This window comes from Duganella caerulea, from assembly GCF_040362985.1.
GTDB classification, from domain to species: Bacteria; Pseudomonadota; Gammaproteobacteria; order Burkholderiales; family Burkholderiaceae_D; genus Rugamonas; species Rugamonas vulcania.
Map to the genome: position 1 here is coordinate 336,219 of NZ_BPWJ01000008.1, position 24,366 is coordinate 360,584.

The following is a 24,366-nucleotide window of genomic DNA, read 5'->3' on the forward strand; positions in this document are numbered from 1 at the left end:
CCGTTGGTGCTGCTTAGACAGCCTTGAGCATGCCGTCCAGCGACAGGCGCAGGATGCGGTCGGCTTCGGCGATCTGCGCGTCGGTGACGATCAGCGCAGGCGCCAGGCGCACCACGTCCATGCCGGCGATCAGCACCATCAGGCCGTTACCTTCGGCTGCGCGCTGGATGTCTTTCGAACGGCCCTTCCAGGCATCGGTCACGACCAGGCCCAGCAGCAAGCCGGCGCCGCGCACCAGCGTGAACACCTGTGGATAATCGGCCACCAGTTTTTCCATCGTCGCGCGCAGCTTGGCGCTGGCTTCCTTGACGCGGGCCAGGAAGGCCGGCTGGTTGATCGTGTCCAACACGGTCAGCGCCACGGTCGCGGCCAGCGGGTTGCCGCCGTAGGTGGTGCCGTGGCTGCCCACGCCCAGCGTCTTGGCCAGTTCGTCGGTGGTCAGCATGGCGCCGATCGGATAGCCGTTGCCCAGCGCCTTGGCCGAAGTCAGGATGTCCGGGGTGATGCCATAGGTCATGTAGTGGAACAGGTCGCCGGTGCGGCCCATGCCGCACTGTACTTCGTCGAAGATCAGCAGGGCGCCGGTCTTGGTGCACAGGTCACGCAGCTCCTGCAGGAAGGCCTTGTCGGCAGGGACCACGCCGCCTTCGCCTTGCAGCGGTTCGACGATCACGGCGCAGACGTCGTCGCCGATGGCGGCGCGTGCGGATTCGATATCGTTATAGGTGACATGTTCGATCGCTGGCGGCAGCGGCTCGAAGCCTTCGGTGTACTTGGACTGACCGCCGACCGACACGGTGAACAGCGTGCGGCCGTGGAACGACTGGTAGCACGACACGATGCGCGACTTGTGCGGACCGAACTTGGTGTGGGCGTATTTGCGGGCCAGCTTCAGCGCGGCTTCGTTGGCTTCGGCGCCGGAGTTGCAGAAGAAGGCGCGGTCGGCGAAGGTCGCTTCGGTCAGCGCGAGGGCCAGGCGCAGCACTGGCTCGTTGGTATAGCCATTGCCCAGGTGCCACAGGGTGTTGGCCTGGCGGGTCAGCGCCTCGACCACGATCGGGTTGCAGTGGCCCAGCGCGGCCACGGCGATGCCGGACGTGAAGTCCAGGTAGTGCTTGCCATTCTGGTCCCACAGGTCCAGGCCAGCACCTCGGACCGGTACCATCGCTGCAGGTGCGTAGGTTGGCACCAGAACTTCATCAAAAGTCTGACGAGTTACAGGACGGGTAGTTACGGTCGTATCGAGCTTGGCGTTCATGGCATTCCCTATCAATGTTGGGTAAGGCGCGGCACAGCACCGCGTGGACCCATTATAAAAAGCGGCATGCTAAAACTCTTTTCTAATGGCGACAAGGATTTTCACTTTTGGCCACGAAAGTAAGCTTGTCAGAACAACCAGTCTATACAGGTGGGGTCAGCTTGCGTTGTCGCTCCTCGCGCGGGGTGTTGCCGAACAGGGCGCCGAAGGCGGTCGAGAAGTGCGAGCCGGACGAGAAGCCGCACATCAGTCCCACCTGCACGATGGAATGGTTGGTCTCCAGCAGCAACTGGCGCGCGCGCTGCAGGCGCAGCTCCAGGTAGTAGCGCGACGGCAGGCTGCCCAGGTATTGCTTGAACAGTCGCTCCAGCTGGCGGCGCGACAGGCCGACCAGGTTGGCGATGTCGTCGGTGGACAGCGGCTCCTCGATATTGGTCTCCATCAGCGTCACCGCCTCGGACAGGCGCGGCTGCAAGGCGCCGAAGCGCGCCTGCAGGGCGACCCGCTGGCGTTCCTCGTGGCTGCGCACGCGCTCGATGCACAGGCTTTCCTTGACGGAAGCCTGCACGGTGGCGCCGAACAGGTGCTCGATCATCGTCAGCGCGAAGTCGATGCTGGCGGCGCCGCCGCAGCAGCTCAGGTGGCGGCCGTCCAGCTCGAACAGGTGGGGCGTGAGGATGGCGCGTTCGGAGATGCCCTCGGTATCCGCGTACAGCGCCCACGGCAGTGCGATGCGCACGCCCGCCATCAGGCCGGCGGTGGCCAGCCACAGCACACCGGCGCCGACGCCGCCCCAGTACTCGGCCGAGCGGCAGCGCTCGATCACGGCGCGGCTCAGCTCGGGCGCCATCGGCGACTGGCGCTCGTCGGCCACCAGCAGGGCGATATGCCAGCCCGGCTGGGCCAGCACCACCTGCGACGGGGTCATGGTTTCCAGATGCAGCACGTCGCGGCCGAGCGCGGCGGCGGCAAGGCGCAGCGGCTGCACCAGGCCGGCCCAGGTGATGGCCTCCGCCTCGCCCGCGTTCACCAGCAGCATGCGCAACGGCCGCTCTTGCGTGACGCGGGATAAATTATCAAAAGACATAGAACACTTACTCCGGGGCCAGCGCGGCGGCGGGCCGCTCGGTGCTCCACTGGCTGACGATCATGCCGCCGATGAGCAGCGTGGCGCCCAGCAGGCCGTTCCAGGCCAGCGTCTCGCCCAGCCAGAAATACGCGAAGATGGCCGCACATGCCGGCTCGAAGGCGTAGATCACCGCCGCCTCGTTGGCGCTGCTGTGGCTCTGGCCCCAGGTCTGCAGCGAGATGATGGCCGCCGTGGCGACCACGCCCAGGTAGGCCAGGTTGAGGCCGTAGATCCGCAAGCCCTTGCTGATGTAGCTTATATAATCGGGCAAGTCCTGGCTGCGCTCGGCCAGGCCCAGCGGCACTTCGCGGATCAGCAGCCAGATCGCGGCGCACACGGCCACGGTCATGATCTGCGAGGCGGTCAAGACCATCAGCTTCTCGACCTTGCGGGTGGTGGACTCCATCAGCTTGACGTAGATGCCGAAGAACAGCGCACACAGCAGCGCCAGCGTGTCGCCGCGCCCCCAGGTGAAACTGCCCTCCCAGCACAGCGCGAACAGGCCGGCCAGCGCCAGCACGAGCGCGACGACGATGCGGCGCTCCAGCCGCGCGCCCATCAGCACGCCCAACAGCGGCGGCACCAGCACGTTCAGGCCGGTGACGAAGGCGTTGCGGTTGGAACTGGTCAGCGCCAGCCCCTCGATCTGGAACACGTAGCACAGGAACAACACCGCGCCGGCCACGATGCCCCATCGGACATCGTTCCACTTGGCGCGCCACATAAACGGCGACAACAGCAGGCCGGCCAGCGCGAAGCGGCACAGCACGATCCAGCTGGCCGACAGGTAGCCGGTCATATTCTTCATCGCAGGGAAAGTCGTGCCCCAAACCAGGGTCACGATCAGCAAAGCGGCGATGCCGCGCAAGTGTTGAGGCATGGTTTTTTTATTATGAATGTGCGTCCGCCATTATAGTCCCGGCCAAGATTGCCTGCGCGAACCGGCTATAATCACCGTCTATGGGTGAACGATTTTTGAAAAGTATCCGGCTGCTGGCCGATTGCTTACAGAGCTACGAACGGCTCTCTGGACAGTATGTGCGCCAGAGCGGCCTGACGCACGCCCAGTTCGACATCATCGCCACGCTGGGCAATACGCCCGGCATGTCCTATAAAGAATTGGGCGACAAGACGCTGATCACCAAGGGTACGCTGACCGGGGTGATCGAGCGATTGGAGCAAAAAGGTCTGGTAGAGCGTCAGCGCAATGATTGCGACAAACGTTCCTTCTTTGTCCGGCTGACGGCGGAGGGCGAGCAGGTGTTCTGCAATGTCTTCCCGCAAGTCGTCAAGGAAAGCGGAAAAGTGTTCGCGCACTACAGCGAAGACGATTTCGCCGCCCTTGAAAAAACCCTGACCGATCTTAAAACTGTAATCACGGCCGGCCATACCGAATGCCCGTCCACCCGCGACTCAACCAAGGAAATCATTTGAAAACGACTCTGCTCGAAGGCAAAAAGCCTGCCAAATTCGACAAACACATCATCGGCAACCTGCTGTTGAACCAATCGACGCCGGACGTGGTCCGCCAGGAAAAGCTGATCATTGGCATCCGCAACGAAGACGGCGAGATCTACCGCCTGATCGGCGCGACCAAGCACAACAGCTTCATGAACGCGATCGAGGAACTGTTCGACCTGGGCCTGACCGACGAACTGCAAGACACCGACGCCACCCAGGACGGCTGCGACGCCATCTTCAGCGAGCAATAATCCCCGCTGAGGGCTGTTGTTGCGCCAGGCAAAAGTATTTTCAGAAGAAGTGCCATGCGGCAATATTCCGGGTATAATTTTTTGCAATGGACAGACTCGACGCCTTCAAGACCATCGCTGCTCAGGCGAGCCGGGGGGAGCTTTCGTTCCCGGCCAACGTCAATGCCTCGCTGCGCCTGCAGCAGGCGCTGAGCGATCCCGATTGCCACTTCGAGGCGGCAGCCAAACTCATCCAGGCAGACCCGTTGCTGGCGGCGCGCAGCGTCGCCATCGCCAACTCGGTGGCCTACAACCGTTCCGGCAATGAAATCTCCAGCGTGCGCGCGGCCGTGCAGCGGCTCGGCGTGCGTACCCTGCAATCGCTGGTGGCGGCGCTGATCGTGCGCCAGATCGGCAGCCAGGTCACGGAACCTTCCCTGCTGGCCAAGGTCAATCAACTGTGGGAACACACGGCGCACGTGGCGGCCTTGTCGCAGGTGATCGCGCGCCGCGTCACCCGCGTCGATCCCGACACGGCGCTGTTCGCCGGCATCGTGCACGAGGTGGCGGGCTTCTACATGCTGTCCTGCGCCGGCGAATACCCGGAAGTGATGAACGGCGAACCGGAAGACTGGGTCGAACATGGCGAGGTGGAAATCGGCCGCGGCGTGCTGACCAAGCTGGGCGTGCCGGAAGGCGTCTACAAGGCGATCGAATCGATGTGGGTTGGCCTGCGCGCGTTGCCGCCGGAAACGCTGGGCGATACGCTGTTGCTGGCCAATGATTTGTCGCCGGTGCATTCGCCGCTGTACCAGCGTCCGGGCGCGACCACGCTGCTGGGCGCGCGCACCATCGACTTCGTGGTCGGCGAGGGTACGCTGCATGCCATCATGAGCGAATCGGCGCTGGAAGTGCAGTCGCTGTACGCGGTGCTGATGCTCTGAATAAAAAAAAGCCCGCTGGGGAGCGGGCAAAGTCCAAAACTAGGGATCTCCTCCAGAGGAGACAAATCCAGAATACCCGCCCTGCAGCGCCCGCTCTGTGCGCCAGTTCACATATGGAAGTACATTTCCATCACCACACCGGCTCGGTTTGTTTCCACGCCTCGAGCTGCTGGATACGTCCCAGCCACGCCATCAATTTCGGATACTGCTTAACCGGCAACTTAGCTTGCTCGACATACATCAACGACGAGGCCACCGCGAAGTCCGCCAAGCTCAGCTTGTCGCCGACCAGCCACTCGCGCCCGGCCAGATGCTGCTCCAGCACGGCGCCGAACTGCGCCACCTGGCGGCCGTAGCGCTCCAGCTCGTGCGCGTCCGGGCCGCCGGCGCCGGTCAGGCCCTTCCAGATGTTTTCGTAGACGATGCCGCCCAGCGCCGGCGCGAAATGCTGCGACGACCACAGCAGCCAGCGGTTGATGTCGGCCCGCACCACGATATTGTCCGGGTACAGCGTCTGGCCCAGCGTGCGGTCGGCCAGGTATTGCATGATCGCGCAGGATTCCCACAGGATGAAGTCACCATCCTGCAGCACCGGCACCTTGCTGTTGGGGTTGATCGCGACCAGGCGGCGGCGGTCCTCCGGGCTCATCAGGTTCACTTCGGTCAGTTCCAGCGGCGTGCCCATGTGCAGGGCGGCCAGCATCACACGGCGCGAGCTGGTGGAAGCGGGGTGGTGGTATAAGCGCATGTCGGTCTCCGATGAATGAGTTGAGGACTTCATCGTAGACCCAGGCCGCGACAGGTTTTGTCAGTAGTCTTCTTGCAGCTTCTGTTCCTGGCGCCAGGTCTTGAGCAGGTCGCTGCGGCGGGCCGGATAGCGCTGTCCCAGCGACTCCACCGCCGCGATGCGGTCGATGCGGAAGTGGCGGAAGGCCATGCGCAGCTCGCACCACGCGGCCAGCAGCCGCTTGCCCTCAAGGAAAGCCAGCGCGAACGGCCACACCACCCGCTCCGACGGCTTGCCGTGCTCGTCCTGGTAAGCCATGCGCAGCCGGTGCTGGTAGCGGATCGCCTCGCGCACCGGGCGCACGTGGATGTCGCTGGCGCTGTCCTGGTCCTGGCCCAGCGGCACCCACAGGCTGGTCTCGGCCATGTCGTCGCGCAGGTCTTTCGGCGTGGCGGCGGCGATCTTGGCCAGCGCGTTGTTGGCGGCGGCGGCCAGCGCCTCGTCGCCCTGCCGGCGCACCCAACGCGCGCCCAGCACCAGCGCCTCCAGCTCGTCGGCGCCGAACATCAGCGGCGGCAGGAAGAAGCCGGCCTTGAGCATGTAGCCGACCCCGGCCTCGCCCTCCAGTGGCGCGCCCAGGCCGGACAGGGTCTGGATGTCGCGGTAGATGGTGCGCTCGGAGACGCCCAGCTGCTCGGCCAGGCGGGCGGCGGTGACGGGGCGGCGGTAGCCGCGCATCGCATCCATCAGCATGAAAAGTCGGCCGGTACGGCTCATTGTCGGTCTCTCGCTAGTCGGTTGGGCGGGACGGCCGCCCGCCGACTAGTCGAGGTCGAGCAGGAAGTTGCGCGGCGGCGCGTCCAGCGTGGTGTTATCGGTGGCTGTCTCATCCTTCAGCGCGACGCCGGACAACTGCCGCCGGCGCGATTCGGATAACAAGTAGTGAAGCTTGAAGGCTGCGTCGTCGTAGGTCAAGCCCGCCGGACGCACATTCGAGATGCAATTGCGGGCGGCGTCGGTCAGGCCGGTGCGCGGCGCCCAAGTCAGGTACAGGCCCATGCTGTCCGGCGAACTCAGGCCGGGACGTTCGCCGACCAGCACCGCCACCGCGCGCGCGCCCAGCAGCTCGCCCACCTCGTCGCCCACCGCCACCCGCCCCTGCCGCACGATGGACAGCGGCGCCAGCGACCACGACTCGGCGGCCAGCCGCGCCATCAGCACTTTCAGGAAGGGCAAGGCGTTCTGCTCGATGGCCAGCGCCGAGAGGCCGTCGGCGATGACGAAGGCCAGGTCGTAGCCGGCCTCCTCACGAGGGCGCTCCAGCAGCGCCTGGCGCGAGGCCTCGTCCAGACGCCGGCCCAGGTCGGGACGTTGCAGGTAAATGTCGCGGCTGACGGCGGCGCTGTGCAGCGCCAGGCAGGGCAAGCCGGTCCCGGCCTGCAGGGCGTCGCCCAGCGCGGCGTGATCCAGCGCCAGGTGCACGGCGTCGCGCGCGCGGGCATGCGCGAGCTGGAACTCCAGCTGCGGCGCGGTCGGCTGGCTGACGCCGCTTCGCCCCAGCGCGATGCGCGCCGCCGTGAAGCGCCGCAGCGACAGCCACGGATTGCTCGTCACCACGCCGTCATCGCCGGCCGGGCTGGCAGGCAGCAGATGCTCGTCGTCGTTCATGCGGGCTCCCATCAGTTCAGTCTGGCCAGCGCTTGCTGGAAGGAGGCCGGCAGCGCTTTGCCCAGTGTAACGTAATCGTCGCGGGTGAAGATCTCCATCTCCTTCAGCCAGGCCTCGAATTCCGGCGCCGGCTTCAGGCCCAGCACGCGGCGCGCGTACAACGCGTCGTGGAAGGACGTGGTCTGGTAGTTGAGCATGATGTCGTCCGAGCCCGGGATGCCCATGACGAAGGTGCAGCCGGCCGTGCCCAGCAGCGTCAGCAGGATGTCCATGTCGTTCTGGTCGGCCTCGGCGTGGTTGGTGTAGCAGACGTCGCAGCCCATCGGCAGGCCCAGCAGCTTGGCGCAGAAGTGATCCTCCAGCCCGGCGCGCACGATCTGCTTGCCGTCGTACAGGTACTCGGGGCCGATGAAGCCGACCACCGAATTGACCAGCAGCGGCTGGAACTTGCGCGCCACCGCGTAGGCGCGCGTCTCGCAGGTCTGCTGGTCGACGCCGTGATGGGCGTTGGCCGACAGCGCGCTGCCCTGCCCCGTCTCGAAATACATGACGTTGTCGCCCACCGTGCCGCGCTGCAGCGACAGCGCCGCCTGTTGCGCCTCCGCCAGCAGGGCCAGGTTGATGCCGAAGCTGGCGTTGGCCGCCTCGGTGCCGGCGATCGACTGGAACACCAGGTCGATCGGCGCGCCGCGCTCGATGGCGGCGATGGTGTTGGTGACGTGGGTCAGCACGCATGATTGCGTGGGGATGCCGTAGCGGTCGATGATCTCGTCGAGCATGGTGACGATCTTGATCACCTGCGGCACGTTGTCGGTGGCCGGGTTGATGCCGATCACCGCGTCGCCGCTGCCGTACAGCAGGCCGTCCAGCACGCTGGCGGCGATGCCGGTGGCGTCGTCGGTCGGATGGTTCGGTTGCAGCCGGGTCGACATGCGTCCCGCCAGGCCGATGGTGTTGCGGAAGCTGGTGACGACGCGGCATTTCTTCGCCACCAGGATCAGGTCCTGGATGCGCATGATCTTGGAAACGGCGGCCGCCATTTCCGGCGTGATGCCGGGGGCGACGGCGGCCAGCACCGCCTCATCGGCGGCGTCGCCCAGCAGCCAGTTGCGGAAGTCGCCCACGGTCAGGTGGGCGATGCGGGCGAAGGCCACGCGGTCGTGATCGTCGACGATCAGGCGCGTCACCTCGTCCTCTTCATACGGCACCACCATCTGGTTCAGGAACAGCGACAGCGGCAACTCCGCCAGCGCCATCTGCGCTGCCACCCGCTCCTCGGCGCTGGCCGCCGCCAGCCCCGCCAGGTAGTCGCCGGAACGCGCCGGCGTCGCCTTCGCCATCAAGTCCTTCAGGTCGCGGAACTGGTATGTCCTGCTGCCTACCGTATGTGCAAAGCTGCTCATCGCCGTTCCTCTAGAAATTGCGCGAGGCCGTCACCACCAGGCGCTTTTGTGCCACGTTCTTGCCGCTGCCGTCGGCGTTGAAGAAGGTCCACAGGGGCGTGCCGTTCTTGCTGGCGTCGCCGCTGTTGTAGGTGCCCGCCGCCGTGAACGCCCAAACATCCATCGTCTTGGTCACGCCGACCTTGACGTCGAAGAAATTGAAGTCGCTCATGTTGCGCACCTGCTGCCGGCCCGCGTGCAGGTTCAGCGCGAGACCCGGCATCAGTTCCGGATTCCAGTTCACTTCGGCGTAGGCGGTGCCGCGCGTGTTGGCCAGCTTGCCGGTGTCCGGCTGCACCGCGAAGCCGAACCAGTACTGGCTCAGCGCCACCCAGGCGTAGGCATTGAAGGCGCCGACGTTCACGCCCAGCTTGGCCTCCTGCGTATGGTACTTGATGTCCTTGCCGCCTGCCGCGAAGTGCGCGCCGGGATACCAGTACGTCACCAGGCCGGCGTCGATATTGCTGTCCGCGCTGAGTGGATAGCGGTAGCCGCCGTAGAGGTCGATCTCCGAACCGCTGCCGTTGTTATAGGCCGCGTGCGAGACGCCGGATCCGAACAGGCCGACATAGAAGCCGCTGGCATGCGTGAAGTCCAGGTTGGCCTGCACGGTCGGCTTGGCCTGGGTCTGCGAGATGCCGCGGAAGATGTAGTCGGACACCACCGTCACGTTGCCGGTGTTGGTCCAGGCCGGCGCGGGTGCGGCAGGCGCGGCGTCGGCGGCCAGCGCGCCGCCTGCCGCGCAAGCCAGGCATCCGGCCGCGGCCAGCAGGGAGAGTATGGATTTTGACATTGAAGAGGCTCCGTTGGTTTGGTTAGACGGCGTCGTATGCCGCGTGTTGCTGGCGATTACCCTTGGTGGCCAGGAAGAATGCATAGCCGACGGCCATGAAGCCGACGAACACACCGAAGATCAGCAGGTTGTAATAGATCATCGTCACTAGGCAGACCAGCGCGCCGATCAGCGCGACCGCCGGGAACAATGGATAGAACGGCGCGCGGAACGGACGCACCATGTTCGGCTCCTCGCGGCGCAGCTTGAACAGGCTGAGCATGCTGAGGATGTACATGGTGATCGCGCCGAACACCGACATGGTGACGATGTTGGCGGTCAGGGTCTGGCCGCCGATCTTGATCAGCTCGTCGCTATAGATGGCGGCGATGCCGATCACGCCGCCCGCAAGGATGGCGCGGTGCGGCGTCTTGAAGCGTGGATGGATCTTGGCGAAGTAATGCGGCAGGTAAGCCTCGCGCGCCAGGGCAAAGATCTGGCGCGAATAGCCCAGGATGATGCCGTGGAAGGAAGCGATCAACCCGAACAGGCCCAACCACACCAGCATGTGCAGCCAGTTGCTGTGCTCGCCGACGATGATCTTCATGGCCTGCGGCAGCGGATCGTTGATGTTGGCCAGCTTGGTCCAGTCGCCCGCGCCGCCGGCGAACACCATCACGCCGATCGCCAGCAGCACCAGCGTGATGATGCCGGCGATGTAGGCGATGGGAATCGAACGTTTCGGATCCTTGGCTTCCTCGGCGGCCATGGCCACGCCCTCGATCGCCAGGAAGAACCAGATCGCGAACGGAATCGCCGCGAACATGCCAGGGATGGAAGCGATGCTGAAATGATCCTGCCCCGACCAGCCGCCCTTGACGAAGTTCACCACCGAGAAGCCCGGCGACACCACGCCCATAAACACCAGCAATTCAAAGATGGCCAGCAGCGTCATCAGCAGCTCGAAGGTGGCCGCCACCTGCACGCCGACGATGTTCAGCGTCATGAACACAATGTAGGCGCCGACCGCCGCCGTCTTCGGATCGACAGAAGGGAACTGCACATTCAGATACGCGCCGATCGCCAGCGCGATGGCCGGCGGCGCGAACACGAATTCGATCAGCGTGGCCGCGCCGGCCAGGTAGCCGCCGGTTGGGCCGAAGGCGCGCTTGCTGTAGGCGAACGGGCCGCCCGCGTGCGGAATCGAGGTGGTCAGCTCGGTGAAGCTGAAGATGAAAGTCGTGTACATGGCCGCGATGAACAGCGCCGTGATGGTAAAGCCCAGCGTCCCCGCCGAGGCCCAGCCGTAGCTCCAGCCGAAGTACTCGCCCGAGATCACCAGGCCTACCGCGATGCCCCACAACTGAAAGGTGCCTAGCGACTGTTGCAGCGCCGGTTGCCCGGCCGCCTGTTTTGCACTCATGAGTTTCTCCCTTTAGATAAAGCGTGTCTGGTATGGAAGTTGCAGCAGAATCGAGTATAGGAGCCAGCCAAACGCCAGCGTTATCGAAAATCGGCAAACTTGCAGGGACTGGACGCCTCGGGAAGAAATAACAACAGCGGGAGAAAAATAATATGCACCAGACTGCGACAGAGTTGTTACACAGTGCGCCAGATTTGCGCACTGTGATGGCGCACGACGCCGATGAACTGGCCAGCAAGCTCACCAACTGGCAACAAAGTTATGACCAGATCAGCTCCGGCCTGTTCCATGGCGCCCTCACCGAACTGCGCCTGCCGCAGCTGCAGGTGTTCCGTGAAAGCCTGAGCCAGTCGGTGCGCCAGTCCTGCCGCGTGTGGCCGGACGCCATCTGGTTCGGCCTGCCCGACCACGGCGCCGCCACCCGCATCAACGGCCGGCAGACCGCCGCCGACTGGATCATGGTGCAGCCGGGCAACGTAGAGTTCGAACTGGTAACACCGAGCGCGTACAGCATCTTCGGCATCGTCGCCAGCCGCGAGCTGCTGGCCGAGACGGCGCGGCGCCACGGCTGCCAGGTCGACTGGGAGCGCGTGCAATCGGCCGAGCTGCTGCAGGTGGACGCGCAAGCGCAGGCCAAGTGCCTGCGCATCCTGTCGCAACTGCTGCCGGCCGATGGTGACACCACCGCCGACGGCGCGGCGCAGTGGCAGGAGACGGTGTTGTCCACCCTGCTCGACATGCTGGACCACAGCTGCGTGGAGCCGGCGCTGGCGGCCAGCCTGCAACGGCGCCGCCATGTGGTGTCGCTGGCGCGCGAGTACATCATGGCGCACCGCAGCGAATCGATCACCGTGCCGGAGTTGTGCGAACGCGTGCACGTCAGCCGCCGCACGCTGCAATACTGCTTCGAGGACGTGCTGGGCATGAGCCCCATGCTGTACCTGCGCATGGTGCGCCTGAACGGCGTGCGCCGCCAGCTGCAGGACGGCGGCGCCATCGGCGACGTGGCCGACTCCTGGGGCCTGAGTAACTTCAGCCAATTCTCCAGCGACTACCGCAAGCTGTTCGGCCAGTGCCCGTCGGCGTCGCTGCGGTCGCGTTCAATGGCGCGCGCTTAGATGAGGCCCAGCGCGCCGGCCACCGCGCCGGCCGCGATCAGCAGCACCGGATTGATTTTTGTACGCAGCAGCACCAGCGCGGCCAGCACCGTCAGCGCGTCGGCATGCCAGCTGACGTTGGAGATGCGGGTGAACAGCCACGCGGTGGCAGCCAGGAAGCCTATCGATATCGGCGCGAAGGCATCGCCCAGCGCCTGCGTCAAGCGCCCGCCGGCATGGCGCGCCTGCAGGCGTATCGCGGTGAGCGTCAGCAGCGTGGATGGCACCAGCACCGCCAGCGTGGTGAAGACGGCGCCCATCCAGCCGGCGATCAGCCAGCCGACCAGCGATATGAACAACAGGTTGGGACCAGGCGCCGCCTGCGCGATCGCATAGGCGGCCGAGAACTGCTCGTTGTTCAGCCACTGCTTGCCTTCGACAACATAGTGGCCGACCTGCGGCCCAAGCAGCACCACGCCGCCGCCTACCGCCATCAGCGACATCAACGCGATGTGCAGCGACAGCTCCATGACTGGAGATTGCTCGTTCATTTTTCTTCTCCCAACAGGTAGGTCGCGGCGGTGCCCAGTGGCGCCAGCACGCAGAACACCAGCGCCAGCTGCCATTGCAGCAGACCCAGTCCGATAAAGGCCAGTGCCAGCAAGGCCACTTGCAGGCGCGCGCGGTTGGCGTGCCAGTCGGCCTTGGCGAACATGGACTTCGCCATCTTCACGGCGGTGGCGAGGATCAGCCCCGCCGCCACCGCCGCCATGCCGCGTATCGCGTGGCGGAACATGTCGATCTCGCCGAAGCGCTGGTACACCATGCCCAGCGCGATGACCACCATGAACGGTCCGGCGATCATGCCGGCCAGCGCGGCCAGTGCGCCGCTGGTGCCGGCGTAGCGGTTACCCACCATCAGAGCGACGTTGCAGATGGTGGGGCCGGGCAGCATCTGGCTGGTGGCAAGGTACTTCGCGAACTCCTCGGCCGTCAGCCACTTGTGCTGCTCGACCAGCGCGCGGTAGGCGAACGGCATCACGCCGCCAAAGCCCACCAGCGCCAGCCTGGAAAACACCAGGAAAATTGTTGATAGCGGCACGATCTTCTCCTTCGGTTTCAATGGGGCGAATTTTCCGCCTCGGGGAAATATAAGTACAATGAATTTATTTAGACCATATATTCATTTTTCTGATGAAAATCGACACACTCGGCGTGCAGGCTTTTGTTGCGATTGCGGACTTCGGCGGCTTCCAGAAAGCGGCGGAGACACTGCACATCACGCAGACCGCCGTCACGCAACGGCTGCGCAATCTGGAGGACTTCCTGGGCGTGATGCTGATCGAACGCACCACGCGCTCCATCGCACTGACCGGCATCGGCAAGGATTTCCTGCCGCAGGCGCGGCGGCTGCTGGATGAGCTGTCGTCCACGCTGAACGAAATCCGCGAGACCGGCAAGGCGCAGCGCGGCGACGTCTCCCTCGCCTGCGTGCCGACGGTGGGCATCCAGTATCTGCCACAGATCATCCAGGCCTATTCGGCGCGCTTCCCGGAGAACCGCATCAAGATCCTGGACTACGCCTCATCGCGCGTGGCGGAGGCGGTGCAGCGGCGCGAAGCGGAGTTTGGCATCGGCCTGGGAGGCGGCGTGCATCCCGAGCTGGTATCGGAGCCATTGATGGAGGATGACTTCGTGCTGGTCTGCCGCGACGATCATCCGCTGGCGAAGCGGCGCTCGCTGACGTGGACGCAGATCCAGCCCTACCCGCTGATCTTCTCGGGCGATGTGAACGGCAACCGCGCGCTGCTCGACAGCTACCTGGGCAGCAAGAGCACAGAACTGAATCTGCACTTTCAGTACGACGTGCAGCGCAGCGCGACGGCGGTGGGGCTGGTCGCGTCGGGCATCGCGGCGGCCATCGTGCCCGGGCTGGCGATCTTGAAGGGCAGCTATCCGCGCCTGCGCGCCATCAAGCTGAAGGACCCGACCATCTCGCGCCAGCTGGTGCTGATCACACGCCGCGCCGGCCACCTGTCGCCAGCCGCGCAGGCGCTGTACGACATGCTCAAAACAGGCCGCTAACCCAGTGGGGTCAAGTCTGACATTCGGACACGGCCTCTGCCGTAGCGGCCGCTACAGTTGTGCTCGTGTCCGAATGTCAGACTTGACCCCAATTTAAAACGCGAATGTCAGACTTGTCCCAAATTTAGAACGGGGCGCTGATGCCGTATTCGCGGAACTTGGCCGACATCGTGCGGCGCTCCTGTTCCTCCGCTTCGCGCTGCGCTGGCTCGCGGCTGGTGATCTCGGCCGGCATGCGGCCGGCGGCGGTTTCGAACTGTCCGCGCGCTTCTTCGCGGCGGCCCAGCGCTTCGTAGGCCAGCCCGCGCTGGAAGTAGGCCGGCGCGTAGCCCGGCTGCGACTGCAATCCCAACGACAGCGCCTGCAAGGCCTCGTCGTATCGCTTCAGCGCGTGCAAGGTCAGGCCCAGGTGATACTGCACCATCATCGACGGCTTGTTGAACAGGACGCGATTGGACTCCTCCGCCTTGCGCACGATGCGCAGGCTTTCGCCGTACTTGCCTTCCTTGCGCGTTTGCGCAGCGTAGTTGATGTAGCGGTAGAAGACCCGCAATTGCCGCTTCTTGACCGTCTCGCGCAGGTCGGCCAGGTAGTGGCTGGTGTCGTCGCCGGCGTGGCGGGCGCATTCCTCGTAGGCATTCGCGCCGCCCCTGCCCCAGCTGGTGTACACGCGCCGCTCACCGATGCGCTTCAACAGCCCGGACATGGTGGCGTAGTCGCCGGCCTGGCAGGCAAAGTAGGCGTAGGCGTTCAGGTTCCACGGATCGGGATAGCGGTCCACCAGCGCGTCGAAACTGGTCTTCATCTCGCTCCAGTCGGCGAGGCTCTTTTCAAACAGCTTGTCGTCGTAGGCCATCTGGCTCATGTACCAGTAGACGCGCGCGTACATCGCGTCGGAATCGGCGGTGCGCATCGACATGGCGCTGCGGGCGATGTCGTCCACCGCGTCCGGAGCGCTGGCCCACATCTCGGTCGAGAAGAAGGCGGCGGAGAAGTAGGTCTCGTGGTAGTTCGGGAATTCCTTGCGGGCGTCGGCCAGCAGGTGCGTCACGCCGAGGAAGCTGTAGTGGTCCGTGTAGGGCAGTACCTGCAGCATGGCCTTGTAGAACTCGGGATCGCGCTCCTTGAGCATCGGCTTTTCAAGCGTATTGAGGATGCCCATCGCTTCGCGCGTGTCCGCGAGCATGCGTGCAATGTCCTCCTTGGGCACGTCCTTGAAATTGGCCGTGCCGCGGAAGGTGGTGGCGCGTCCGAGCAGCACGTAGACGTGGTACATGCGCGCCACGCTCGATTTGGGGAACTGCTTCTCCCAGGCCTTGGCCTCGTTCTCCATGCGCGTCCAGAAGATAGGGTCGTGCGTGCCCTGTGGACGCCAGTGCAGCTGGTTGTAAAAGATCGCCAGCTTCCATACGCCGCTGCCGGTTCTCTGGGTCTGGTCCAGCAGGCGCTTGCGCAATGCCTCCAGGCTTTTGTAGTCGGCCTTTTGCAGATAGCCCTGCACCTCGGTGATCAGGGCGTTGCGGGCATTCAGTTCCGTGTTGTCCTGCGCTGGGGCGACGGGCCTGGCCGCGGGGGCAGGCTCCGCGACCACAGCGCCTTCCATCGCGCGCGCCAATGCCTGCTGCATGCGCCCTGCTTCCGCCCCGGCAGGGCGCGACTTGTCCAGCCGTTCCGCCCACTCGTCGCCACCGATGGGGCGCTGCGACGCCACGCCATCCACATACACGCTGACGTAGCCGAAGTAATTGAGCAGCAGCGGCTTGCCGGGGCCGAAGTAATCCTTCTCCGCCACCAAGCCGTCGCCACGCGGCGGCCACGGGTCGCTCATGTGCAGCACGTCGCGGATCGCCGCTTCGACGCGCGTGGGGTCGAGCTTCTGGCATGGGTCGTTCAGGCGCTTGGGGTGGAAGATGCACAGCTGCGCGCCGTTGCGTGTCTTGATGAACCACTGGGCGATCGGGTCGCCGGCATGGCCGTCGGGCTGCTCGATCAGCATCGATGCTTCAATCGGCTCGCCCGCGTACTGTGCCAGCTTTTGCTGGATGGGCCGCTGCGGATGCTGCTGCGGCCAGATGCGCATGAACTCATTCTCGGCGATCGGATGATCGCGCAGCGCGGTGGCGTAGCTCAAATCCCACGGCAGTTCGGCGCCATGCGCGGCGCAACACACCAGCAAGCTGGCTAAAAATCGGTACGACATAAAAAAATCCCCCAAGGCCAAAAGCGCTGGGGGATTCTACTATCGATTCGATAACGTTGTTTAAACTACAGCGCCATCGGTTTCGTCTTTTTCCTTGATAGGCTTGATCAGGTCTTCACGCTTCACGCCCAACCACATGGCCACGGCTGCGGCCACGAACACCGACGAGTAAATACCGAAGCAGATACCAATGGTCAGCGCGACGGCGAAGTAGTGCAGCGTAGGACCGCCCAGGAACAGCATCGACAGCACCATCATCTGCGTACAGCCGTGGGTGATGATGGTACGCGAGATGGTCGAGGTGATCGCGTTGTCGATCACTTCATGCACCGACGACTTGCGCTGCTTGCGGAAGTTTTCGCGGATACGGTCGAAGATAACCACCGACTCGTTGACCGAGTAACCCAGCACCGCCAGCACCGCCGCCAGCACCGTCAGCGAGAACTCCCATTGGAAGAAGGCGAAGAAGCCGAGGATGATGACCACGTCGTGCAAGTTGGCGATGATCGCCGCGACAGCGAACTTCCATTCGAAGCGCACGGCCAGGTAGATCATCACGCCGATGATCACCATCACCAGCGCGTTCAAGCCGTTCTGCGCCAGCTCGTCGCCCACCTGCGGGCCGACGAATTCGACTTTTTGCAGCGAGACGGTTTCGGCGCCGGCGGCGTCCATGCAGGCCGACTTGACCACGTGCTCGCCCTTGGCGGTCACGGTGTCGATCTGCTTGGGCGCGCCCTGCTCGGCCGCGCACAGCGTGGTGAACACCAGCTGCGACGCATCCTTGGAGGTGACCGACTTGATCACCGGCAGGCGCAGCATGACGTCATGCGCGGTGCCGAAGCTGGTCACTTCCGGCTGCTCGTAGCCGATCTTCTCCAGCGAGTGGCGGATCTGCTCCAGCTTAGCCGGCTGCTGGTAGCGCAGTTCCATCACGGTGCCTCCGGTGAACTCCACCGAGAAGTGCAGCTTATTGTGGATCAGGAAGAACACGGCCGCGACGAAGGTCAACGCGGAAATCACGTTGAACACCAGCGCGTGGCGCATGAACGGTATGTCTTTTTTGATGCGGAAAAATTCCATGTGAACCCCTGAGTTATTTCAGACCCGGTACCCAAACGGTACCGATGGCGATCGATTGCAGCTTCTTCTTGCGGCCATACCAGAGGTTGACCACACCGCGCGAGATGAACACGGCAGAGAACATCGAGGTCAAGATACCCAGGCAGTGCACCACGGCGAAGCCGCGGATCGGACCGGAGCCGAATACCCACAGGGCGATACCGACGATCAGCGTGGTCACGTTGGAGTCGATGATGGTCGCCCATGCGCGGTCGAAGCCGGCGGAAATCGCCGCCTGCGGCGTGGCGCCGGAACGCAGCTCCTCGCGGATACGCTCGTTAATCAGCACGTTGGCGTCAATCGCCATACCCAGCGCCAGCGCGATAGCGGCGATACCAGGCAGGGTCAGGGTCGCCTGCATCAGCGACAGCAGGGCCACCAGCAGCAGCAGGTTGCAGGCCAGTGCCAGCACGCTGAAGAAGCCGAACATCATGTAGTAGACGATCATGAACAGGGCGATGGCGGCGAAGCCGTACATCGTCGAGTGCAGGCCCTTGTTGATGTTCTCTGCACCCAGTTGCGGGCCGATGGTGCGTTCTTCGATCACGTCCATCGGCGCGGACAGCGCGCCTGAGCGCAGCAGCAGCGCCAGTTCGGCGGCGTTTTCCGCGTTGCCCATGCCGGTGATCTGGAAGCGGCTACCAAGTTCGCTCTGGATGGTGGCGACCGACAGCACTTCCGGCTTGCCTTTTTCGAACAGCACGATGGCCATCTTCTTGCCAACGCGGTCGCGGGTGGCGTCGCGCATCTTGCGGCCACCGTCGCCATTCAGGTCGATGCCGACCGCTGGCTGCTGGTTCTGGTCGAAGCTTGCGGTGGCGCTGGAGATGTAGTCGCCGGTCAGCACCACGTCCTTGGTCAGCACGACCGGCACGCCTTTACCAACGGTGAACAGCTCGGAGTTGAACGGAATCGCCGCCGTCATCTCGGTGCCCGGGGTGACGCTTTCGTCGACCATGCGCACTTCCAGCGTCGCGGTGCGGCCGATCACGGCGCGCGCGCGGGCCACGTCCTGCACGCCCGGCAGCTGGACCACGATGCGGTCAGGGCCTTGCTGCTGCAGCACTGGTTCGGACACGCCCAGCTCATTCACGCGCTTGGACAGCGTGGCGATGTTCTGCTTGACGCCATCGTCGATGGTCTGCTTGAGCGCCGTCGGCTTCAGGCTGACGGTGGTTTTCAGCGCATCGCCTTCGCCGGAATCGACGAACAGCAGGTCGGTCATCTGGCCTTGCAGGACGTCCTTGGCCTTCTGGCGGGTGGCGTCGTCGCGGAATTTGATTTCGATGGTGTCGCCCACGCGGTCGATGCCGGCGTGACGCACGTTCTTATCGCGCAGCAGGGTACGGGACGCGGCCTGGATGCCTTGCACGCGCTTGGCCAGCACCGCCTTGGTGTCGACCTGCATCAGGAAGTGCACACCGCCGCGCAAGTCGAGGCCGAGGTACATCGGCAGCGCATGCAGGGCCTGCAGCCATTTCGGCGTGTCTTTTTGCAGGTTCAGCGCGACCAGGTAGGTCGGGTCGGCCGGATCGGCGTTCAGGCCTTTTTCCAGCACCGACTTGGCGCGGAACTGAGTGTCCGGATCGGCGAAGCGGGCGCGCACGGAAGCGTAGGTGCCGGTGCCGTCGAAGGCGATGCCGTTGGTGGCGATGCCGGCGCCCTTGAGCACCTCTTCCACCTTGGCGGTCATTTCGGACGACATCTTGACGGTCGATTTACCGCTCGTGACCTGGACCGCAGGCGATTCGCCATAGTAGTTGGGCGCGGTGTACAGCGCGCCCAGCAGGATGGCGACTACGATCAGTATGTATTTCCAGAGAGGATAGCGATTCATATTGTTCAACGTTCAGTGTTAGGCGTCGGATGCAATACGGCCCGCGCGCGGCGGGCCGGGGCCTGATTACAGCGCCTTGAGCGTGCCCTTAGGCAGCAGCATGGTGACCGAATTCTTCTGCACCGTCATTTCGGCGCCGCTGGAGATTTCGATGGTCACGTACAGGTCGGTCACCTTGGAGACCTTGCCCAGCACGCCGCCGGCGGTCACGATTTCGTCGCCCTTGGCCAGGGCTTCCATCATGGCCTTCTGTTCCTTGGCGCGTTTTTGCTGAGGACGGATCATCAGGAAGTACATCGCCACAAACATCAGGATCAGCGGCAGGAAGCTGGTGAGGTTACCGCCCAGGCCGAGTGCGTCGAGTGGGGAAGCCGATTGGGCGTAAGCGTTGGAAATGAACACAGGTGACTCCGATAATAGTTTGAAAAAATAGCGCTGTATTCTAGCACTGGCCGGAAGCCGGGAGGACTTCCGGTTATCTGGGTAAGATAAATCTTTTTACAAGAGTTACAACAAAATTAAACGCCGCGCGCGCGGTCCGCGTGGAATTGCAGCGTCCAGGCGTGGAAACGGTCCTCATCCAGCGCCTCGCGCATCTGGCGCATGATGTCCAGATAGTAGTGCAGGTTGTGGATGGTGTTCAGCCGCGCGCCGAGGATTTCCTGGGTGCGGTTCAGGTGATGCAGGTAGGCGCGCGAGAAATTGCGGCAAGCATAGCAGGAGCAGCTGCTGTCCAGCGGTTCCTTGTCTTCTTTGTAACGTGCGTTCTTGATTTTCACGTCGCCGAAGCGGGTGAAGATCCAGCCGTTGCGGGCATTTCGGGTCGGCATCACGCAGTCGAACATGTCGACGCCGTTGGAAACGCCGTTGACCAGGTCTTCCGGCGTGCCCACGCCCATCAGGTAATGCGGCTTGTTGGCCGGCATTTTCGGGCCGACGTGGGCCAGGATGCGCATCATGTCTTCCTTCGGCTCGCCGACCGACAGGCCGCCGATGGCCAGGCCGGGGAAGTCGATCTCTTCCAGCTTGGCCAGCGATTCGTCGCGCAGGTTCTCGAACATGCCGCCCTGGACGATGCCGAACAGCGCGTTCGGGTTCTCGCCGCGGTTGAACTCGTCCATCGAGCGCTGCGCCCAGCGCAGCGACATGCGCATCGACTTGGCCGCCTCGTCCAGCGTGGCCGGGCGGTTGTCGATTTCATAAGGGGTGCATTCGTCGAACTGCATGACGATGTCCGAATTCAGCACGCGCTGGATCTGCATCGACACTTCCGGCGACAGGAACAGCTTGTCGCCGTTGATCGGCGAGTTGAAATGGACGCCCTCTTCGGTGATCTTGCGCATCGCGCCCAGCGAAAACACCTGGAAGCCGCCGGAATCGGTCAGGATGGGCTTGTCCCAGCCCATGAAGTCGTGCAGGCCGCCGAACTTGGCCATGACGTCGTTGCCCGGGCGCAGCCACAGGTGGAAGGTGTTGCCCAGGATGATCTGGGCGTCGATTTCCTTCAGCTCCAGCGGCGACATCGCCTTGACCGAGCCGTAGGTGCCGACCGGCATGAAGATCGGGGTCTGGACCACGCCGTGGTTCAGCTTTACCTCGCCGCGGCGCGCCTTGGTCAGGCCGCTGCTATCGGTCTTGTGTAATTTAAATTCCAGCATGTTGTTCCTTATTTTGCTCGTGCTTGTGTCGTCAACAGCATGGCGTCGCCATAGCTGAAGAAACGGTATTCGTTGGCGATCGCGTGGGCGTAGGCCTTGCGGATCTCTTCAAACCCGGCGAAGGCCGACACCAGCATCAGCAGGGTCGACTTCGGCAGGTGGAAATTGGTGATCAGGCGCGTGACCGTCTTGAACTGATAGCCGGGCGTGATGAACAGCGCGGTATCGGCGCTGCCCGCCTCCAGCTGGCCGCTTTGCGAGGCCGACTCCAGCGCGCGCAGGCTGGTGGTGCCGACCGCCACCACGTCCCGGCCGGCGGCGCGGGTGGCGCGCACGGCGTCCACGGTTTCCTGCGGCATGGTGTACCACTCGGTGTGCATCTTGTGCTCGGACAGCACCTCGGCGCGCACCGGCTGGAAGGTGCCGGCGCCCACGTGCAGCGTGACGTAAGCGAAGTTGACGCCCTTGGCCTTCAGCGCGGCCAGCAGCTTCTCGTCGAAGTGCAGGCCGGCGGTCGGCGCGGCGACGGCGCCCGGCACCTTGTTGAACACCGTCTGGTAGCGGGTCTCGTCGAAGGAGTCGGCGTCGTGCTCGATGTAGGGCGGCAGCGGCAGGCGGCCGTGGGCCTCGATCAGGTCGAACACGTCGGCGTCGAAATGCAGGGTGTAGAACTCGCCGGCGCGCTCGCCGACGGTGACGTCGAAGGCATCGGCCAGGCGGATCTTGACGCCGGGACCGGGCGACTTGGAGGCGCGCACCTGGGCCAGCACGGTGCGGTTGTCCAGCACGCGCTCGACCAGCGCCTCGATCTTGCCGCCGCTTTCCTTGACGCCGAAGAAGCGCGCCTTCAGCACGCGGGTATCGTTCATCACCAGCAGGTCGCCGGGCTGCAGCAGGCCGACGATGTCGGCGAACTGGCGGTCGATGATCTGCTCGCCGTCCAGGTGGAGCAGGCGGGAAGCGCTGCGGTCTGGCAGCGGGAATTGCGCAATACGCTCTTGCGGCAAGTTAAAATCGAAATCGGAAAGCGAGTACATTTGCGGACTTCTGGAAACTGTTGAAGAAAATTCGGATAGGCCCGAAGGCGGTGCAAGTCGTACAATACCGGCGTTGCTTTACTGCGGCCAACCCTCTATTTTACGCTAGTGCCCGAAAAACGCTCCAATATGCCTGTTTCAACCTCGAAAACCGTCAAAAAGACAGTCAGCCCAGAAGCCAAGCTGGCCAAGCTCGGCCTGCACACCGATATGGACCTGGTGCTGCACCTGCCCATGCGCTACGAGGACGAAACCCAGGTCATCACCATCGAAGAGGCGCGCCTGCATGGCGGCGAGACCTCGCAGGTCGAGGGCCTGGTGGTGAAAAATGAAATCACCTACAAGCCGCGCAAGCAGCTGCTGGTGCATATCGCCGACGAGACGGGCGACCTGCAGCTGCGCTTCATGAACTTCTATGGCAGCCAGGTCAAGCAGCTGGCCGAGGGCACGCGGGTGCGCGCGCGCGGCGAATTGAAACACGGCTTCTTCGGCGCCGAGATGGTGCACCCGGCGTACAAGGTGGTCAACGAGGGCGCACCGCTGCCCACTTCCCTGACGCCGGTGTATCCATCGGGCGAAGGGCTGTCGCAGCCGATACTGCGGCGCGCCATCGGCGACGCGATGAAGCGCGTCGACTGGACCGACACGCTGCCGGAACAGCTGCGCGCGCGGATGCAGCTGTCCGACTTCGAACCGGCGGTGCGGCTGCTGCACTATCCGCCGCAACAGGTGGACGAGCATGCGCTGCTCGACCGTTCCCATCCCGCGTGGACGCGTATGAAGTTCGATGAACTGCTGGCGCAACAGCTGTCGTTGAAGCGCGCGCAGCGTGCGCGCCGCGCCAAGGGTGCTGCCGCGCTGACGGTGATCGGCGCTCTGTCCGAAAGCTTCCAGGCCGCGCTGCCGTTCAAGCTGACCGGCGCGCAGCAGCGCGTGCTCAATGAAATCCGCAACGACTTGCGCCACCCGTATCCGATGCAACGGCTGCTGCAGGGCGATGTCGGCAGCGGCAAGACGGTGGTGTCGGCGCTGGCCGCAGCGCAGGCCATCGACAGCGGCTACCAGGCCGCGCTGATGGCGCCGACCGAAATCCTCGCGGACCAGCACTTCCGCAAGATCGCCGCGTGGATGGAGCCCTTGGGCGTGAAGGTCGCGTGGCTGACCGGTAGTCTGAAGAAAAAAGAGAAGCTGGCCGCGTATGCGCTGATCGAATCGGGCGAGGCGCAGCTGGTGATCGGCACGCACGCGCTGATCCAGGACGCGGTGAACTTCGCCAACCTGGGGCTGGTGATCGTCGACGAGCAGCACCGCTTCGGCGTGGGCCAGCGCCTGACCTTGCGCAACAAGGGTGTCGAGGGCGCGGTCCCGCACCAGCTGATGATGTCGGCCACGCCGATCCCGCGCACGCTGGCGATGACCTACTACGCCGACCTGGAGGTGTCGGTGATCGACGAGCTGCCGCCGGGCCGCAGTCCCATCGTCACCCGCGCCATCGACCAGAACCGGCGCGACGAAGTGATCGAGCGTGTGCATGCGGCCGCGCTGGAAGGTCGGCAGATCTACTGGGTCTGTCCGCTGATCGAGGAATCGGAAGCGCTGCAGCTGCAGACCGCGACCGACACGCACGCCCTGCTGGCCGAAGCGCTGCCGGACCTGAACGTGGGCCTGGTGCACGGCCGCCTCAAGCCGGCCGAAAAGCAGGCGGTGATGGACGCCTTCAGCGCCAACGAGATGCAGGTGCTGGTCGCAACCACCGTGATCGAGGTGGGTGTGGACGTGCCGAATGCATCGCTGATGGTGATCGAGCACGCGGAGCGTTTCGGTTTATCGCAGCTGCACCAGCTGCGCGGGCGTGTTGGGCGGGGCTCGGCGGCCTCGGTGTGCCTGCTGCTGTACCAAAGTCCATTGGGAGGCGTCGCCAAGCAACGCTTGATGACGATGCGCGAAACCACCGACGGCTTCGAAATCGCCCGCCGCGACCTGGAGATCCGAGGCCCCGGCGAGTTCCTCGGCGCCCGCCAGTCCGGCCAGGCGATGCTGCGTTTCGCCGACCTGGAGACGGACGGCTGGCTGGTCGACCAGGCGCGCGACGTCGCCCACGACCTCCTCCACGCCAACACCCCCGAAAAAGCCGCCACGGTCGAAGCCCACCTGGCCCGTTGGCTAGGCGGCCGCGAAGAGTTCCTCAAGGTTTAAAAGCACAGGTAGAAGCGGTTGGCGAGGTCCAGCAGGAAATCCGGCGTCAGGTAGGCCATGAAAACCAGCGCCAACATCAC

At 64.2% G+C, this 24,366-nt stretch carries 23 protein-coding genes; 6 read left to right on the forward strand and 17 right to left on the reverse strand.

The window, feature by feature from the left end:
• Nucleotides 1–13 precede the first annotated feature (13 nt).
• The 3 genes from astC to ACUJB0_RS23925 all read right to left on the reverse strand — a co-directional run bounded on the left by astC (nucleotide 14) and on the right by ACUJB0_RS23925 (nucleotide 3,267).
• A complete protein-coding gene (gene astC, locus ACUJB0_RS23915; protein WP_444847405.1) occupies nucleotides 14–1,258 on the reverse strand; it encodes an acetylornithine/succinylornithine family transaminase in 1,245 nt (414 codons plus the stop codon).
• A 142-nt stretch (nucleotides 1,259–1,400) separates the two neighbouring features.
• The gene (locus ACUJB0_RS23920) at nucleotides 1,401–2,345 is read right to left on the reverse strand and encodes a GlxA family transcriptional regulator (protein WP_444847406.1); all 945 of its coding nucleotides are present in this window, start codon (nucleotides 2,343–2,345) and stop codon (nucleotides 1,401–1,403) included.
• Nucleotides 2,346–2,352: 7 nt separating this feature from the next.
• Nucleotides 2,353–3,267: a DMT family transporter gene (locus ACUJB0_RS23925; RefSeq protein ID WP_444847407.1), complete on the reverse strand. Its 915-nt coding sequence runs from the start codon at nucleotides 3,265–3,267 to the stop codon at nucleotides 2,353–2,355.
• An 80-nt stretch (nucleotides 3,268–3,347) separates the two neighbouring features.
• On the opposite strand from ACUJB0_RS23925, the gene ACUJB0_RS23930 reads away from it, so the two are divergent.
• From ACUJB0_RS23930 to ACUJB0_RS23940, 3 genes are all read left to right on the forward strand, one after another.
• Nucleotides 3,348–3,821 carry a MarR family winged helix-turn-helix transcriptional regulator gene (locus ACUJB0_RS23930; protein ID WP_161090145.1) on the forward strand — a complete coding sequence of 158 codons (474 nt, stop codon included), beginning with the start codon at nucleotides 3,348–3,350 and terminating at the stop codon, nucleotides 3,819–3,821.
• Nucleotides 3,818–4,099 (forward strand): hypothetical protein, encoded by a 282-nt coding sequence (locus ACUJB0_RS23935; RefSeq protein ID WP_161083538.1) that lies wholly within the window; start codon nucleotides 3,818–3,820, stop codon nucleotides 4,097–4,099. Before ACUJB0_RS23930 ends, ACUJB0_RS23935 begins: the two co-directional genes overlap by 4 nt.
• Nucleotides 4,100–4,185: 86 nt before the next feature.
• Nucleotides 4,186–5,022 carry an HDOD domain-containing protein gene (locus tag ACUJB0_RS23940; protein WP_444847408.1) on the forward strand — a complete coding sequence of 279 codons (837 nt, stop codon included), beginning with the start codon at nucleotides 4,186–4,188 and terminating at the stop codon, nucleotides 5,020–5,022.
• Between the two features lie 130 nt (nucleotides 5,023–5,152).
• On the opposite strand, the gene ACUJB0_RS23945 is transcribed toward ACUJB0_RS23940, so the two are convergent.
• Genes ACUJB0_RS23945 through eat form a run of 6 tightly spaced genes read right to left on the reverse strand, consistent with a single transcriptional unit; the run spans nucleotide 5,153 to nucleotide 11,054 of the window.
• On the reverse strand, nucleotides 5,153–5,770 hold the full coding sequence (locus ACUJB0_RS23945) for a glutathione S-transferase family protein (protein WP_444847409.1): 618 nt from the start codon (nucleotides 5,768–5,770) through the stop codon (nucleotides 5,153–5,155).
• Nucleotides 5,771–5,830: 60 nt separating this feature from the next.
• Nucleotides 5,831–6,526 (reverse strand): helix-turn-helix transcriptional regulator, encoded by a 696-nt coding sequence (locus ACUJB0_RS23950; RefSeq protein WP_444847410.1) that lies wholly within the window; start codon nucleotides 6,524–6,526, stop codon nucleotides 5,831–5,833.
• Between the two features lie 45 nt (nucleotides 6,527–6,571).
• Nucleotides 6,572–7,417 (reverse strand): ethanolamine ammonia-lyase subunit EutC, encoded by an 846-nt coding sequence (gene eutC / locus ACUJB0_RS23955; protein ID WP_444847411.1) that lies wholly within the window; start codon nucleotides 7,415–7,417, stop codon nucleotides 6,572–6,574.
• A gap of 11 nt (nucleotides 7,418–7,428) precedes the next feature.
• Nucleotides 7,429–8,820: an ethanolamine ammonia-lyase subunit EutB gene (locus tag ACUJB0_RS23960; RefSeq protein ID WP_444847412.1), complete on the reverse strand. Its 1,392-nt coding sequence runs from the start codon at nucleotides 8,818–8,820 to the stop codon at nucleotides 7,429–7,431.
• A 10-nt stretch (nucleotides 8,821–8,830) separates the two neighbouring features.
• On the reverse strand, nucleotides 8,831–9,652 hold the full coding sequence (locus tag ACUJB0_RS23965; RefSeq protein WP_444847413.1) for a TorF family putative porin: 822 nt from the start codon (nucleotides 9,650–9,652) through the stop codon (nucleotides 8,831–8,833).
• A gap of 22 nt (nucleotides 9,653–9,674) precedes the next feature.
• Nucleotides 9,675–11,054, reverse strand: a complete 1,380-nt coding sequence (eat, locus tag ACUJB0_RS23970) for an ethanolamine permease (protein ID WP_444847414.1) — start codon at nucleotides 11,052–11,054, stop codon at nucleotides 9,675–9,677.
• A gap of 206 nt (nucleotides 11,055–11,260) precedes the next feature.
• Here eat and ACUJB0_RS23975 point away from each other — a divergent pair, with 206 nt between their 5' ends.
• Nucleotides 11,261–12,172 carry a helix-turn-helix domain-containing protein gene (locus tag ACUJB0_RS23975; protein ID WP_444847415.1) on the forward strand — a complete coding sequence of 304 codons (912 nt, stop codon included), beginning with the start codon at nucleotides 11,261–11,263 and terminating at the stop codon, nucleotides 12,170–12,172.
• On the opposite strand, the gene ACUJB0_RS23980 is transcribed toward ACUJB0_RS23975, so the two are convergent.
• Nucleotides 12,169–12,702 (reverse strand): chromate transporter, encoded by a 534-nt coding sequence (locus ACUJB0_RS23980; protein ID WP_444847416.1) that lies wholly within the window; start codon nucleotides 12,700–12,702, stop codon nucleotides 12,169–12,171. The genes ACUJB0_RS23975 and ACUJB0_RS23980 overlap by 4 nt on opposite strands.
• Nucleotides 12,699–13,253, reverse strand: a complete 555-nt coding sequence (locus tag ACUJB0_RS23985) for a chromate transporter (RefSeq protein ID WP_444847417.1) — start codon at nucleotides 13,251–13,253, stop codon at nucleotides 12,699–12,701. Before ACUJB0_RS23985 ends, ACUJB0_RS23980 begins: the two co-directional genes overlap by 4 nt.
• A gap of 92 nt (nucleotides 13,254–13,345) precedes the next feature.
• On the opposite strand from ACUJB0_RS23985, the gene ACUJB0_RS23990 reads away from it, so the two are divergent.
• The gene (locus ACUJB0_RS23990; RefSeq protein WP_444847418.1) at nucleotides 13,346–14,236 is read left to right on the forward strand and encodes a LysR family transcriptional regulator; all 891 of its coding nucleotides are present in this window, start codon (nucleotides 13,346–13,348) and stop codon (nucleotides 14,234–14,236) included.
• 124 nt (nucleotides 14,237–14,360) lie between these two features.
• On the opposite strand, the gene ACUJB0_RS23995 is transcribed toward ACUJB0_RS23990, so the two are convergent.
• The 6 genes from ACUJB0_RS23995 to queA all read right to left on the reverse strand — a co-directional run bounded on the left by ACUJB0_RS23995 (nucleotide 14,361) and on the right by queA (nucleotide 22,090).
• Nucleotides 14,361–16,436: a tetratricopeptide repeat protein gene (locus tag ACUJB0_RS23995; protein WP_444847419.1), complete on the reverse strand. Its 2,076-nt coding sequence runs from the start codon at nucleotides 16,434–16,436 to the stop codon at nucleotides 14,361–14,363.
• A 60-nt stretch (nucleotides 16,437–16,496) separates the two neighbouring features.
• The gene (gene secF / locus ACUJB0_RS24000; protein WP_117014192.1) at nucleotides 16,497–17,519 is read right to left on the reverse strand and encodes a protein translocase subunit SecF; all 1,023 of its coding nucleotides are present in this window, start codon (nucleotides 17,517–17,519) and stop codon (nucleotides 16,497–16,499) included.
• 13 nt (nucleotides 17,520–17,532) lie between these two features.
• Nucleotides 17,533–19,395, reverse strand: a complete 1,863-nt coding sequence (secD, locus tag ACUJB0_RS24005; protein WP_444847420.1) for a protein translocase subunit SecD — start codon at nucleotides 19,393–19,395, stop codon at nucleotides 17,533–17,535.
• A gap of 66 nt (nucleotides 19,396–19,461) precedes the next feature.
• Entirely contained in the window at nucleotides 19,462–19,797 is a 336-nt protein-coding gene (gene yajC / locus ACUJB0_RS24010; protein ID WP_176363694.1) for a preprotein translocase subunit YajC, read from the reverse strand.
• Nucleotides 19,798–19,913: 116 nt separating this feature from the next.
• Complete coding sequence (tgt, locus tag ACUJB0_RS24015) at nucleotides 19,914–21,053, reverse strand: tRNA guanosine(34) transglycosylase Tgt (protein WP_444847421.1); 1,140 nt, start codon at nucleotides 21,051–21,053, stop codon at nucleotides 19,914–19,916.
• An 8-nt stretch (nucleotides 21,054–21,061) separates the two neighbouring features.
• Nucleotides 21,062–22,090 (reverse strand): tRNA preQ1(34) S-adenosylmethionine ribosyltransferase-isomerase QueA, encoded by a 1,029-nt coding sequence (gene queA / locus ACUJB0_RS24020; RefSeq protein ID WP_444847422.1) that lies wholly within the window; start codon nucleotides 22,088–22,090, stop codon nucleotides 21,062–21,064.
• A 129-nt stretch (nucleotides 22,091–22,219) separates the two neighbouring features.
• On the opposite strand from queA, the gene recG reads away from it, so the two are divergent.
• Entirely contained in the window at nucleotides 22,220–24,286 is a 2,067-nt protein-coding gene (recG, locus tag ACUJB0_RS24025; RefSeq protein ID WP_444847423.1) for an ATP-dependent DNA helicase RecG, read from the forward strand.
• Nucleotides 24,287–24,366: the final 80 nt, after the last annotated feature.

What these genes read in the sequence shown, in the direction of transcription:
- astC (WP_444847405.1), bottom strand. Translation starts at nt 1,258, where the DNA reads ATGAACGCCAAGCTCGATACGACCGTAACTACCCGTCCTGTAACTCGT.
- ACUJB0_RS23920 (WP_444847406.1), bottom strand. Translation starts at nt 2,345, where the DNA reads ATGTCTTTTGATAATTTATCCCGCGTCACGCAAGAGCGGCCGTTGCGC.
- ACUJB0_RS23925 (WP_444847407.1), bottom strand. Translation starts at nt 3,267, where the DNA reads ATGCCTCAACACTTGCGCGGCATCGCCGCTTTGCTGATCGTGACCCTG.
- ACUJB0_RS23930 (WP_161090145.1), top strand. Translation starts at nt 3,348, where the DNA reads ATGGGTGAACGATTTTTGAAAAGTATCCGGCTGCTGGCCGATTGCTTA.
- ACUJB0_RS23940 (WP_444847408.1), top strand. Translation starts at nt 4,186, where the DNA reads ATGGACAGACTCGACGCCTTCAAGACCATCGCTGCTCAGGCGAGCCGG.
- ACUJB0_RS23945 (WP_444847409.1), bottom strand. Translation starts at nt 5,770, where the DNA reads ATGCGCTTATACCACCACCCCGCTTCCACCAGCTCGCGCCGTGTGATG.
- ACUJB0_RS23950 (WP_444847410.1), bottom strand. Translation starts at nt 6,526, where the DNA reads ATGAGCCGTACCGGCCGACTTTTCATGCTGATGGATGCGATGCGCGGC.
- eutC (WP_444847411.1), bottom strand. Translation starts at nt 7,417, where the DNA reads ATGAACGACGACGAGCATCTGCTGCCTGCCAGCCCGGCCGGCGATGAC.
- ACUJB0_RS23960 (WP_444847412.1), bottom strand. Translation starts at nt 8,820, where the DNA reads ATGAGCAGCTTTGCACATACGGTAGGCAGCAGGACATACCAGTTCCGC.
- ACUJB0_RS23965 (WP_444847413.1), bottom strand. Translation starts at nt 9,652, where the DNA reads ATGTCAAAATCCATACTCTCCCTGCTGGCCGCGGCCGGATGCCTGGCT.
- eat (WP_444847414.1), bottom strand. Translation starts at nt 11,054, where the DNA reads ATGAGTGCAAAACAGGCGGCCGGGCAACCGGCGCTGCAACAGTCGCTA.
- ACUJB0_RS23975 (WP_444847415.1), top strand. Translation starts at nt 11,261, where the DNA reads ATGGCGCACGACGCCGATGAACTGGCCAGCAAGCTCACCAACTGGCAA.
- ACUJB0_RS23980 (WP_444847416.1), bottom strand. Translation starts at nt 12,702, where the DNA reads ATGAACGAGCAATCTCCAGTCATGGAGCTGTCGCTGCACATCGCGTTG.
- ACUJB0_RS23990 (WP_444847418.1), top strand. Translation starts at nt 13,346, where the DNA reads ATGAAAATCGACACACTCGGCGTGCAGGCTTTTGTTGCGATTGCGGAC.
- ACUJB0_RS23995 (WP_444847419.1), bottom strand. Translation starts at nt 16,436, where the DNA reads ATGTCGTACCGATTTTTAGCCAGCTTGCTGGTGTGTTGCGCCGCGCAT.
- secF (WP_117014192.1), bottom strand. Translation starts at nt 17,519, where the DNA reads ATGGAATTTTTCCGCATCAAAAAAGACATACCGTTCATGCGCCACGCG.
- secD (WP_444847420.1), bottom strand. Translation starts at nt 19,395, where the DNA reads ATGAATCGCTATCCTCTCTGGAAATACATACTGATCGTAGTCGCCATC.
- tgt (WP_444847421.1), bottom strand. Translation starts at nt 21,053, where the DNA reads ATGCTGGAATTTAAATTACACAAGACCGATAGCAGCGGCCTGACCAAG.
- queA (WP_444847422.1), bottom strand. Translation starts at nt 22,090, where the DNA reads ATGTACTCGCTTTCCGATTTCGATTTTAACTTGCCGCAAGAGCGTATT.
- recG (WP_444847423.1), top strand. Translation starts at nt 22,220, where the DNA reads ATGCCTGTTTCAACCTCGAAAACCGTCAAAAAGACAGTCAGCCCAGAA.